Origin of the sequence: Streptomyces bacillaris (assembly GCF_003268675.1) — a bacterium.
Lineage (GTDB): Bacteria > Actinomycetota > Actinomycetes > Streptomycetales > Streptomycetaceae > Streptomyces > Streptomyces bacillaris.
In genome coordinates this window covers 6,015,437-6,027,944 of sequence record NZ_CP029378.1, presented here as the reverse complement: position 1 = coordinate 6,027,944, position 12,508 = coordinate 6,015,437, and the positions used below count along the sequence as shown (strand labels likewise).

Here is a 12,508-nt window from a genome sequence, read left to right as displayed (position 1 = left end):
GTGCGAAGATGGGTTCTCGGCAGGACAGGGCCCCCACCACAGGGCCGAAGACAAAAGCGGCCGAACACCAGCCGACCGGCCGGTCACACCCCAGCGACGGGGCCCGGCGTACGGCGCACATGCATGGAGGACGTGACGTGGCGAACGACGCCAGCACCGTTTTCGACCTAGTGATCCTCGGCGGTGGCAGTGGCGGTTACGCCGCGGCCCTGCGCGGAGCGCAGCTGGGCCTGGACGTCGCCCTGATCGAGAAGGGCAAGGTCGGCGGCACCTGCCTGCACAACGGCTGCATCCCCACGAAGGCGCTGCTGCACGCGGGCGAGATCGCGGACCAGGCCCGCGAGTCGGCCCAGTTCGGCGTGAAGGCCACCTTCGAGGGCATCGACATGGAGGCCGTCAACAAGTACAAGGACGATGTGATCTCGGGCCTGTACAAGGGTCTGCAGGGTCTCGTCGCCTCCCGCAAGGTCCACTACATCGAGGGTGAGGGCAAGCTCTCCTCCCCCACCTCGGTGGACGTGAACGGCCAGCGCATCCAGGGCCGCCACGTGCTGCTGGCGACCGGCTCCGTGCCGAAGTCGCTGCCGGGCCTGGAGATCGACGGCAACCGGATCATCTCCTCGGACCACGCGCTGAAGCTGGACCGCGTCCCGAAGTCGGCCATCGTGCTCGGCGGCGGCGTCATCGGCGTCGAGTTCGCCTCGGCGTGGAAGTCCTTCGGCACCGAGGTCACGATCGTCGAGGGCCTGAAGCACCTCGTCCCGGTCGAGGACGAGAACAGCTCGAAGCTTCTTGAGCGCGCGTTCCGCAAGCGCGGCATCAAGTTCAACCTCGGTACGTTCTTCGAGAAGGCCGAGTACACGCAGGACGGCGTCCGCGTGACCCTGGCCGACGGCAAGACCTTCGAGGCGGAGATCCTCCTCGTCGCGATCGGCCGCGGCCCGGTCTCGCAGGGCCTGGGCTACGAGGAGCAGGGCGTCGCGATGGACCGCGGCTATGTCCTGGTCGACGAGTACATGCAGACCAACGTGCCGACCATCTCGGCCGTGGGCGACCTCGTCCCGACCCTCCAGCTGGCCCACGTCGGCTTCGCCGAGGGCATCCTCGTGGCGGAGCGGCTGGCCGGCCTCAAGACCGTCCCGATCGACTACGACGGCGTGCCCCGGGTGACGTACTGCCACCCCGAGGTCGCCTCCGTCGGCATCACCGAGGCCAAGGCCAAGGAGATCTACGGTGCGGACAAGGTCGTCGCCCTCAAGTACAACCTCGCGGGCAACGGCAAGAGCAAGATCCTGAAGACCGCGGGCGAGATCAAGCTCGTCCAGGTCAAGGACGGTGCCGTGGTCGGCGTCCACATGGTGGGCGACCGCATGGGCGAGCAGGTCGGCGAAGCCCAGCTGATCTACAACTGGGAGGCGCTGCCCGCCGAGGTCGCCCAGCTCATCCACGCCCACCCGACGCAGAACGAGGCGATGGGCGAGGCGCACCTGGCGCTGGCCGGCAAGCCCCTCCACGCCCACGACTGATCCCCCCGTTCCGGGCGCGACGACCGACCACTTCCGCATTTTCGTAAGGAGCAACTGAAACCATGTCGGTTTCCGTAACCCTTCCGGCGCTCGGCGAGAGCGTCACCGAGGGCACTGTCACCCGTTGGCTGAAGGCCGAGGGCGAGCGCGTCGAGGCCGACGAGCCGTTGCTCGAGGTCTCGACCGACAAGGTCGACACCGAGATCCCGGCCCCCGCGTCCGGTGTTCTGACCTCCATCAAGGTCGCCGAGGACGAGACCGTCGAGGTCGGCGCCGAGCTGGCCGTCATCGACGACGGCTCCGGCGCTCCGGCCGAGGCCGCGGCTCCGGCCGCCGAGCCCGCCTCGACCCCGGCCCCGCAGGCCGAGGAGGCGCCCACCGCCCCGTCGACCGAGACCGAGGCTCCGGCCCAGGCCCCCACCGCCGAGGCGACCACGGGCGGTTCGTCCGCCGAGGGCACCGACGTCACCCTCCCGGCGCTCGGCGAGAGCGTCACCGAGGGCACCGTCACCCGCTGGCTGAAGGAGGTCGGCGAGGAGGTCGCGGAGGACGAGCCGCTGCTCGAGGTCTCCACGGACAAGGTCGACACCGAGATCCCCGCCCCGGTCGCCGGTGTGCTGCTGGAGATCGTGGTCGGTGAGGACGAGACCGCCGAGGTCGGCGCCAAGCTCGCCGTCATCGGTGCTCCGGGCGCGGCCCCGGCCGCCGCTCCGGCGCAGCCCGCCGCCCCGGCCCAGGAGGCCCCGAAGGCGGAGGCCCCCAAGGCGGAGGCCCCCAAGGCCGAGGCGCCGAAGCAGGAGGCCCCCGCGGCTCCCGCCCCGGCTCCGGCGGCGCCCGCTCCGGCTCCGGTCCAGGCCCCGGCGGCCCCCGCCGCTCCGGCCCCGGCTCCGGCGCAGCCCGCCCCCGTCGCCCCGGCACCGGCCGCCCCGGCCGCGCCCTCCGGTGACGACGGCGCCTACGTCACGCCGCTGGTCCGCAAGCTCGCGTCCGAGAACAACGTGGACCTGGCCTCGGTCAAGGGCACCGGCGTCGGTGGCCGTATCCGCAAGCAGGACGTCGTCGCCGCCGCGGAGGCCGCCAAGGCCGCCGCCGCTGCCCCGGCGCCCGCCGCCGCTCCGGCCGCCGCCGCCAAGGCGCCGAAGCTGGAGGCCTCCCCGCTGCGCGGTCAGACGGTCAAGATGACCCGCATGCGCAAGGTCATCGGCGACAACATGATGAAGGCGCTGCACTCGCAGGCTCAGCTGACCTCGGTCGTCGAGGTCGACATCACCAAGCTGATGAAGCTGCGCAACCAGGCGAAGGCCGCGTTCGCCGCCCGTGAGGGCGTCAAGCTGTCCCCGATGCCGTTCTTCGTGAAGGCGGCGGCCCAGGCGCTGAAGGCCCACCCGGTCATCAACGCCCGGATCAACGAGGACGAGGGCACCATCACGTACTTCGACTCGGAGAACATCGGCATCGCCGTGGACGCCGAGAAGGGTCTGATGACCCCGGTCATCAAGGGTGCGGGCGACCTGAACATCGCCGGTATCTCCAAGAAGACCGCCGAGCTGGCCGGCAAGGCGCGCGGTGGCGGGCTGACCCCGGACGACATGTCCGGTGCCACCTTCACCATCAGCAACACCGGCTCGCGCGGTGCGCTCTTCGACACCGTCATCGTGCCGCCGAACCAGGCCGCCATCCTGGGCATCGGCGCCACGGTCCGCCGCCCGGTGGTCATCGACCACCCGGACCTCGGCGAGACCATCGCGGTGCGCGACATGACGTACCTCTCGCTCTCCTACGACCACCGTCTGGTGGACGGCGCGGACGCCGCCCGCTACCTGACGTCGGTCAAGGCGATCCTGGAGGCCGGTGAGTTCGAGGTCGAGCTGGGCCTCTGAGCGCTCCGGCTGTAACCAGCCTCACCAGCGGCGCCCCCGTCCGGAACACCTTCCGGGCGGGGGCGCCGCCGTATTGTCTAAACACCACGGGCAGCCACCGCCACCGTGATGATGTAGGCAGCACCGGTCTGCCCCGAAGGAGCACCTCATGACCCCGCCCGTCGTCCACTCGCTGCGCGAACAGATCCGCGAGCACATCGTGGAGGGGATCGTCAGCGGGCGCTGGAAGCCGGGCGAGCGGATCGTGGAGCGCCGGATCGCCACCGAGCTGGAGGTCAGCCAGACGCCGGTCAGGGAGGCGCTGCGCGAGCTGGAGACGCTGCGGCTGATCGAGTCGGCCCCCAACAAGGGCGTCCGGGTCCGCAATCTCACGGCCGCCGACCTGGAGGAGAGCTATCCGGTACGGGCAGGTCTGGAGCAGATCGCGGCGGAGCTGGCCGCCCCGCTGCTGGGCGAGGACTGCTCGGCGCTGGAGCCGCATGTGGCGGCGCTGTACGAGGCGGACCGGCTGGCCGACGGCGAGGCGCAGGTGCGGCACACGGTGGGCTTCCACCGGGAGATGGTCCGGGCCGCCGGGAACGCGGTGCTGCTGCACACCTGGGAGGGGCTCGGCATCGAGGTGTTCACCGCCCTCTCGATCCGCTGGCTGGGCACGGTCCAGAAGTCGTACGCGGAGGAGCACCAGGCGCTCGTCGACGCGTTCCTCGCCCATGACCCGCAGATCGGCGCGTTGGTGAAGGCCCACGTGCTGGGCTGCGCGCCGCGCGCCTAGGGTCTCCCGGGCCGCCCGAACCGCGCGAGCTGCCTGGGCTGTCCGAGCTGCCTGCGGCCGTCCGATCATCTGGCGTGTGACCTGCTCTTCCGTGCAGGTCAGCGCCCTTTTTGCGCGCTTTTTCGCGTCACTCCGTGCCCTGTTTCGAGGCACCCCATGCCACTTTTCTTCGTATCGAGAAGTTTTGCCTTCAATCCTTTGATCGATCATCGATCAGCGCCTTACAGTTCACTGCGCGGGCCCACCGGCCCCATCGCCCTGTCCTGCCAGTCAGGGCCTTTTCTCCACCCCCCTCCTCTCCGGAAGGCGGCGATCATGACCGACCCCGTAGGAAAGCTTCCGAGCGAGCTCGACCAGCTCCCGGACCGTGACCCCGAGGAGACCGCCGAATGGGCGGCCTCCCTGGACGCCGTCACCAAGGCCGCCGGCCCGCACCGCGCCGCGTACCTGATGCGCCGCTCGCTGCAGCACGCCGAGGGCGCCGGTCTCGCGCTGCCCAAGCTGCTGGAGACCGATTACGTCAACTCCATCCCGACCGCCGCCGAGCCCGCGTTCGACGGCGACCTGGAGATGGAGTCGAGGATCACCGCGTGGAACCGCTGGAACGCGGCCGCGATGGTCACCCGGGGCGCCAAGCACGGGGTCGGCGGCCACATCGCGACCTTCGCCTCGGCGGCCTGGCTCTACGAGACCGGCTTCAACCACTTCTTCCGCGGCAAGGAGGGGGACGGCTCCGGCGACCAGCTCTACATCCAGGGCCACGCCTCCCCCGGCATCTACGCCCGCGCCTTCCTCGACGGGCGGCTCACCGAGCAGCACCTCGACAACTTCCGCCAGGAGGCGGGCGGCGAGGGCCTGCCCTCCTACCCGCACCCGCGGCGGCTGCCCTGGCTCTGGGAGTTCCCCACGGTGTCGATGGGCCTCGGCCCGCTCTCGGCCATCTACCAGGCGCGCTTCAACCGCTATCTGGCCAACCGCAGCATCAAGGACACCTCCAACTCGCACGTCTGGGCCTTCCTGGGCGACGGCGAGATGGACGAGCCCGAGTCGACGGCGGCCCTGGCGCTGGCGGCCCGTGAGCAGCTGGACAACCTGACCTTCGTCATCAACTGCAACCTGCAGCGGCTCGACGGTCCGGTCCGTGCCAACTTCCGCGTGGTCCAGGAGCTGGAGGCGCAGTTCCGAGGGGCCGGCTGGAACGTCGTCAAGACGCTCTGGGGCAACGCCTGGGACGAGCTGTTCCGGCTCGACACCCAGGGGGCGCTGCTGCGCCGGCTGCGCGAGGTCCCGGACGCGCAGTTCCAGACGTACGCCACCCGCGACGTCGCCTACATCCGCGAGCACTTCTTCGGTGCCGAGCCCGCCCTCGTCGAGCTGGGCAAGCTGCTCAGCGACGCCAAGATCGCGGAGTGTTTCTACACCTCGCGCGGCGGCCACGAGGCCCGCAAGGTCTACGCGGCGTACAAGGCGGCGATCGAGCACAAGGGCGCGCCGACCGTGATCCTGGCCCAGACGGTCAAGGGCTACACGCTCGGCAAGGGCTTCGAGTCCAAGAACGCCAACCACCAGATGAAGAAGCTGTCGATCGACGAGTTCAAGGGCATGCGCGAGCTGCTCGGCCTCCCGATCCCGGACAGCGCCTTCGAGGACGGCCAGGTCCCCTACGGCCACCCCGGCGCCGACTCCCCCGAGGTCCGCTACCTCCAGGAGCGCCGTGCCGCCCTCGGCGGCCCCGCCCCGGCCCGCCGCCTGCACGCCGTCGAGCCGCTGCCGCAGCCCGAGGAGCGCGCGTTCAAGGCCCTGTACAAGGGGTCCGGCAAGCAGGAGATGGCCACCACCATGGCGTTCGTCCGCCTGGTGAAGGACCTGATGCGGGACAAGGAGACCGGCAAACGCTGGGTCCCGATCGTCCCGGACGAGGCCCGTACCTTCGGTATGGAGTCGCTCTTCCCGTCGGCCGGTATCTACTCGCCGCTGGGCCAGACGTACGAGCCGGTCGACCGCGACCAGCTGATGTACTACAAGGAGGCCAAGGACGGCCAGATCCTCAACGAGGGGATCACCGAGGCCGGGGCCATGGCCGACTTCATCGCCGCCGCCACGTCGTACGCGACGCACGGCGAGACGATGATCCCGTTCTACATCTTCTACTCGATGTTCGGCTGGCAGCGGACCGGCGACCAGATGTGGCAGCTCGCCGACCAGCTCGGCAAGGGCTTCATCGTCGGCGCGACCGCCGGCCGTACGACCCTGACGGGTGAGGGCCTCCAGCACGCGGACGGCCACTCGCACCTGATCGCGGCCACCAACCCGGCCTCGCTCAACTACGACCCGGCGTTCGCGTACGAGATCGCGGTGATCGTCAAGGACGGTCTGCGCCGGATGTACGGCCCCGATGCCGAGGACGTCTTCTACTACCTGACGGTCTACAACGAGCCGAAGCCCCAGCCCGCGATGCCCGAGGGCGTCGAGGAGGGCATCGTCAAGGGCCTGTACCGCTTCAAGGAGGGCACGCCCACCAAGGCGGACGCGCCGCGCCTGCAACTGCTGGCCTCCGGCACGGCGATCCACTGGGCCCTGGAGGCCCAGGAGCTGCTGGCCGCCGACTGGGGTGTCACGGCCGACGTCTGGTCCGCCACCTCGTGGGGCGAGCTGCGCCGCGACGCGCTGGAGTCCGACGAGGCGCTGCTCCGCGGTGAGCAGCGGGTGCCGTACGTGACGCAGGCGCTCGCCGGTGCGCCGGGCCCGGTGCTCGCGGTCAGCGACTGGATGCGCCAGGTGCCGGACCAGATCAGCCAGTGGGTGGAGCAGGACTGGTCCTCGCTCGGCACGGACGGCTTCGGCCTCTCCGACACCCGTGAGGCGGCCCGCCGCCACTTCGGCGTCGACGCCCGGTCGATCGTCGTCGCCTCGCTGGCCCAGCTCGCCAAGCGCGGCGAGGTCCCGGCCTCGGCGGTCAAGGAGGCCCGGGAGCGCTACGGCCTCTGAGCCCCGCTCCCGTACAGACCCGAGCCCCCGGTCCCCGGGGCGGCCGCGTCCGACAACGCGCCCGCCCCGGCGGCCGGGGGTTCCGGCATGGGCGGCCGGGTGGGTGTGGGCGGCCGGCCCGTGCGGACGCCGGATGTGGGCGGCCCGGGGGGCGGTGTGGGCGGTCGGGCTGTGCGGGCGCCGGACGTGGGCGGCCGGGGGCCCGGGGTGGGCGGTGGGTCCGCGTGAGCGGCCCGCGGCTTCGGCATGGGCGGTCGGGGGGTGTCGGGGGCACCACAATGGGGCCATGCGTGCTGCTCGGCTGATCAAGATGGTCCTCCTTCTTCAGTCCCGTCCCGCCATGACCGCCGCCGAGCTGGCGGCGGAGCTGGAGGTGTCGGAGCGTACGGTCACCCGGGACGCGCAGGCGCTCTCCGAGGCGGGCGTCCCGGTCTACGCCGAGCGCGGCCGGGCGGGCGGCTACCGGCTCGTCGGCGGCTACCGCACCCGGCTGACCGGGCTGGCCCGCGACGAGGCGGAGGCGCTGTTCCTCTCCGGGCTGCCCTCGGCCCTGCGCGAGATGGGCTTGGAGGACGCGGCGTCGGCCGCCCGGCTCAAGGTGTCGGCCGCGCTGCTGCCCTCCCTCCGTGACGCCTCCTCATCCGCCGCCCGCCGCTTCCACCTGGACGCGCCCTCCTGGTACCACGAGCCGGAGACGCCCGAGCTGCTGCCCGTGATCGCCGACGCCGTCTGGGACGACCGCCTGGTCCGGGCCCGCTACCGCAGGGGCGGGGGCCGCGAGGGCGGGGGTGACCGCGACCGTACGGAGGTGACGCGGGAGCTGGCTCCGTACGGGCTCGTCCTCAAGGCCGGGGTCTGGTACCTCTGCGCCAGGGCGGGCGACGACTTCCGGGTCTACCGGATCGACCGGTTCACCTCCGTGGAGCCGGCCGACGAGCGCTTCGAGCGGGACGAGGCCTTCGACCTGCCCGCGTTCTGGGAGGAGCGGGCCGCCGACTTCGCCCGGTCCCTCCTCCGCACCGAGGTGACCGTACGCGTGTCCGAGAGCGGGGCACAGCGGCTCCCGTACGCCGGGGACCGGGCGGCGGCCGCGGAGGCTCTCGCGCAGGCCCCTCCGGCCGGTCCGGACGGGTGGCGCACGGTCGTCCTCCCCGTGGAATCACTGGACGTGGCATACAGCCAGCTCCTTTCGCTGGGTCCCGAGTTGGAGGTCATGGCCCCCGAGGAGTTGCGGAGCCGGTTCGCCGTGGCGGCCGAACGCCTGCGCGAGCTGTATCGCTGAAAGGCTTCTTTTCGCCGTCTGGGCGTGCGAGGGGTCCCGGCAGGCTGGATGCTGGACCCGTGATGGACGAGACGGAATTCTGGGAGATCATCGACAGCAGCCGCGAGGGCGCCGAGGGCGACCCCGAGGAGCAGGCCGACCTGCTCGTGGAACGGCTGGTGCAGCTCGACCCCGATTCCGTGCTGGACTTCGCCCGGCACTTCGAGGCCCGCTACAACCGCGCCTACCGCTGGGATCTGTGGGGCGCGGCCGCCGTGCTGCTGGGCGGGGCGAGCGACGACGCCTTCGACTACTTCCGGTGCTGGCTGATCGGCCAGGGCCGGGAGGTCTTCGAGGGCGCGCTGCACGACCCTGACGCTCTGGCGGAGCTGCTGGACGACTTCGACGAGGAGATCGACGGGGACGGGGAGGAGCTGGGCTACGCGGCCGACGAGGCCTACGAGCAGCTCACGGGCGTGGTCGCGCCCGACCTGGGACTGCCGCCCCAGCCCACCGAGCCGCTGGGCTCCCCGGTCGACTTCGAGGACGACGAGGCGCTGGCCGCCCGCTACCCTGAACTCTGGGACCGCTTCGCGCCCCGCTGATCCCCGCCCTGTCGGGCCGCCGGTCCGCGGTGGTCCAGGCTGCGCTGGTCCGGGCCCCGGTGACCGCGCCCCGCTGAGCCCGTAGGCGTGCTCAGGGCGTGAGCGAGCGGCCCATCAGGACGTCGTCGGCATAGCGGCCCTGCAGGAAGAACTCCCCGCTCAGCACCCCTTCCACGGCGAACCCCTCGGAGGCGTAGAGCGCCCGGGCAGGCGTGTTGTGCCCGAGCACCCGCAGCGTGATCCGGTTGGCGCCCTGCCGCCGAGCCTCGGCGCACGCGGCCCGCAGCAGGGTCCGCCCGATCCCGGCCCCGCGTGCCCAGGTGGCCACGGCGAGCCCCTGTATCTGGCGCACATGGGCGTTGCAGGCGAGCGGGGTGGGCGGGACCAGGCGTATGTACCCGGCGATGCACGTCCCGCCGGGCCCCACGGCGGAGGGCGTCGCCACCTCGGCCACCAGGAAGTCGTCGGGCCGGTGCCGCTCGTCGAAGAACGGGTCGTACGGCGGGCGGGGCCGCGGCACCACCGCGTGCAGGGTGGACCAGGTGGAGCGGTCCAGCTCACCGAGGGCTTCCTCGTCGGCGGGCCGGGCGGTGCGGACGGAGACGGAGTGGAGGGCAGGTGCGGACATGACGTCACTGTCCCACGCCCGTATCCCCCCGCTCCATGGTGTTTTCCCCCGGAAGAGCTGCCGTGTTTCCCCCCCTCCTTGGGGCAGGATGGCACCATGCCGACCTCCCGTATCGCCGTCACTGGTTCCTCCGGACTCATCGGAGCGGCGCTCGTGCGCTCGCTGCGCGCCGACGGGCACGAGGTGGTCCGCCTGGTGCGCCGGCCGGCCAGGTCCGGGGACGAGGTGGCGTGGGACCCGAAGCGAAGTTACGTGGACGTGGCCGGGCTGGTGGGCTGCGACGCGGTGGTCCACCTGGCCGGGGCCGGGGTCGGTGACCGGCGCTGGACCGACGCCTACAAGCAGGAGATCCGCGACAGCCGGGTGCTGGGCACGTCCGCGATCGCGGAGGCCGTCGCCTCGCTCGACACCCCGCCGAAGGTGCTGCTCTCCGGCTCGGCCATCGGCTTCTACGGCGACACGGGCGACCGGCCCGTGGACGAGAGCGCCCCGCCCGGGGACGGTTTCCTGCCCTCCGTCTGCGAGGAGTGGGAGGCCGCGACGGCCGCCGCCGAGGAGCGGGGCATCCGCACGGTGCACGCCCGCACCGGACTGGTCGTGGCCCGCGAGGGCGGGGCGTGGGGGCGGCTGTTCCCGCTCTTCAAGGCGGGGCTCGGCGGGCGGATGGGCAACGGGCGGCAGTACTGGAGCTTCATCGCCCTGCACGACCACGTCGCGGCCCTGCGCCACATCCTGGACACCGAGTCGCTGACCGGCCCGGTGAACCTGACCGGGCCCGACCCCGTCACCAACGCCGAGGTGACCGCCGCGATGGGCCGCGTACTGCACCGCCCGACGCTGTTCACCGCCCCCGCGCCCGCCCTGCGGATCGCGCTCGGGGAGTTCGCCGGCGATGTGCTCGGCAGTCAGCGGGTGATCCCGGGGCAGCTGCTGGACTCGGGCTTCTCGTTCGCCTTCCCCGGCATCGACGCGGCGATCCGCGCGGCCCTGCGCTGAGCCGGGGCCCCACGCACGCACCCGTTCACTCGCTCACTCAGGGCCCCTCCGTGCGACCCCGTGCCCCGGTGCTCCCGGCCACGCGCGTCTGACCCACTATCAGCCATCCTCCTAACCTCGATGCGAACTCCGGCATTCCGGGGACCTGTTGGGGGCAAGAGCCCCCCACCAGTCGCACCGACTCGGGGAGGGGCTTGTGCGCAGCACGGCACATCACGCGGACGTGATCATCATCGGGGCCGGGATCGCCGGCCTCTCAGCGGCCCATCTGCTGACCGGCGCCGGAGTCGGCGTCAGTGTTCTGGAGGCGGCCCCCACCCCGGGCGGCCGACTGGCCACCGACGAGGTGGACGGCTTCCGGCTCGACCGGCTCGGCCCCCTACTCTGCACCGCCTGGCCGGAGCTGACCTCCACGCCCGGGCTGGGCACCCCGGAGCTGCGGGAGTTCGCCTCCGGAGTGCTGGTGCACAGCGAGGGCCGCCGCCACCGCACCGCCGACATACGGAGCGCAAGGGGCGCACTCAGGGCCGTACGCACCCGGTCGAGCGCCCCCCACGATCTGCCGGGCGGGTACGGGAGCCAGCTGCGGCTCGAGTCCCGGGGTGGACTCGGCGCCCGGAGCACAGCGCTCCAGAACACCGGACTCCGGGGCTCCGGCCTCCGTGCCCCCGGTCTGCGGAACAGCCGTACGGTCTCCGACGCGATCGACCGGGCCCGGCTCGGCGCGGCGCTCTCCCGGCTGGCCGCCACCCCGACGGCCCGGCTGCTGGCCCGCCCCGAGCGGACGGCGCTCGCCGCGCTGACGGCGGGCCAGATGCCCGCCCGTACGGTGGACGGCGTCCTCCGTCCGCTGCTGACCGCGCTGCTCGGTGATCCGGGTCTCACCACGTCGAGCCGGTGCGCGGATCTGGCGCTGCGCGACTATGCGCGGGGCGGACTGTGTGTACCGGCGGGCGGTTCGGGAATGCTGCCCGATCTGCTGGCCGCCGCGCTGCCGCCCGGCACGGTCCGGACCGGGGTGCATGTGACGGCCGCCGACATCACCACCGTACGGACCAAGGAACACGGCGAACTGGGGTGCCGTTCCCTGCTGCTGGCCACCGGCGCGGGAGCGGCGGCCGAGCTGCTGCCGGGGTTGCGGGTGCCCGCCTTCCGCCCGGTGACGGTCCTTCACCACACCGCGCCCGTACCGCCGCCGACCGGCCGGTCGCTGGTGCTGGACGGTGACCGGTCGGGCCCGGTGGCGTACACGGCGGTGATGAGCGAGGTCGACCCCTCGCGCGCGCCGGAGGGCCGGGCGCTGATCACCTCGACGGTGCTCGGGACGCCGCCGCCGGAGCTGGACCGTTCGGTACGGGCCCAGCTGGCGCGGCTGTACGGGACGCCGACGGACGACTGGGAGCTGCTGGCCGCCCACCACGACCCGGAGGCGGTCCCCGCGATGGAGGCCCCGCACGACCCGCGCCGGCCGGTACGGGTGCTGGCCGGGCTCTACGTGTGCGGCGACCACCGCGACACGAGCACGGTCCAGGGGGCGCTGCACTCGGGGCGCCGGGCGGCCGAGGCGATCCTCACCGACCTGGGCATACGCCCGGCGCACGCGGGGGGCGCAGGGCTGCGGGAGGCGGCGTAGGGACGGGAGCGCAGGGGCGTAGGCAGGTGGGGCGTACGGGCTCCGCCTCAGCGCGCCGCGCACAACACGCCCCCGCGCCGCGCCGCCCCGGCCTCGCGCGGGCGGGCAAGCAGGGAGGCCGTTCCCGTGCGCGGGCTTCGCCGTCGGGGCGTGGACTCCGCCGCGAGGGCGGGCCTTCGCCCTTCCGTACGCGCCCCGTACGCGTCTCGTACGCGCGCT

The 12,508-nt window shown here is 72.5% G+C and carries 9 protein-coding genes; 8 read left to right on the top strand and 1 reads right to left on the bottom strand.

The window, feature by feature from the left end; translation table 11 throughout:
- Window positions 1-137 precede the first annotated feature (137 nt).
- From lpdA to DJ476_RS26140, 6 genes are all read left to right on the top strand, one after another.
- Window positions 138-1,526, top strand: coding sequence for a dihydrolipoyl dehydrogenase (gene lpdA, locus DJ476_RS26165; RefSeq protein WP_019764045.1), 1,389 nt, complete (start codon window positions 138-140; stop codon window positions 1,524-1,526).
- Window positions 1,527-1,588: 62 nt separating this feature from the next.
- Complete coding sequence (sucB, locus tag DJ476_RS26160; RefSeq protein WP_112491709.1) at window positions 1,589-3,406, top strand: 2-oxoglutarate dehydrogenase, E2 component, dihydrolipoamide succinyltransferase; 1,818 nt, start codon at window positions 1,589-1,591, stop codon at window positions 3,404-3,406.
- 148 nt (window positions 3,407-3,554) lie between these two features.
- Window positions 3,555-4,178: a GntR family transcriptional regulator gene (locus DJ476_RS26155; protein ID WP_070203261.1), complete on the top strand. Its 624-nt coding sequence runs from the start codon at window positions 3,555-3,557 to the stop codon at window positions 4,176-4,178.
- A gap of 315 nt (window positions 4,179-4,493) precedes the next feature.
- Entirely contained in the window at window positions 4,494-7,166 is a 2,673-nt protein-coding gene (gene aceE, locus DJ476_RS26150; protein ID WP_112491708.1) for a pyruvate dehydrogenase (acetyl-transferring), homodimeric type, read from the top strand.
- Window positions 7,167-7,452: 286 nt separating this feature from the next.
- On the top strand, window positions 7,453-8,448 hold the full coding sequence (locus DJ476_RS26145; protein ID WP_103416228.1) for a helix-turn-helix transcriptional regulator: 996 nt from the start codon (window positions 7,453-7,455) through the stop codon (window positions 8,446-8,448).
- 62 nt (window positions 8,449-8,510) lie between these two features.
- The gene (locus DJ476_RS26140) at window positions 8,511-9,032 is read left to right on the top strand and encodes a DUF4240 domain-containing protein (protein WP_019764521.1); all 522 of its coding nucleotides are present in this window, start codon (window positions 8,511-8,513) and stop codon (window positions 9,030-9,032) included.
- Between the two features lie 91 nt (window positions 9,033-9,123).
- On the opposite strand, the gene DJ476_RS26135 is transcribed toward DJ476_RS26140, so the two are convergent.
- Window positions 9,124-9,660 (bottom strand): GNAT family N-acetyltransferase, encoded by a 537-nt coding sequence (locus DJ476_RS26135; protein WP_103416230.1) that lies wholly within the window; start codon window positions 9,658-9,660, stop codon window positions 9,124-9,126.
- 96 nt (window positions 9,661-9,756) lie between these two features.
- Between DJ476_RS26135 and DJ476_RS26130 the strand changes: the two genes are divergently transcribed.
- Window positions 9,757-10,656: a TIGR01777 family oxidoreductase gene (locus DJ476_RS26130; RefSeq protein WP_103416231.1), complete on the top strand. Its 900-nt coding sequence runs from the start codon at window positions 9,757-9,759 to the stop codon at window positions 10,654-10,656.
- A 196-nt stretch (window positions 10,657-10,852) separates the two neighbouring features.
- Window positions 10,853-12,289: an NAD(P)/FAD-dependent oxidoreductase gene (locus DJ476_RS26125; RefSeq protein WP_112491707.1), complete on the top strand. Its 1,437-nt coding sequence runs from the start codon at window positions 10,853-10,855 to the stop codon at window positions 12,287-12,289.
- Window positions 12,290-12,508: the final 219 nt, after the last annotated feature.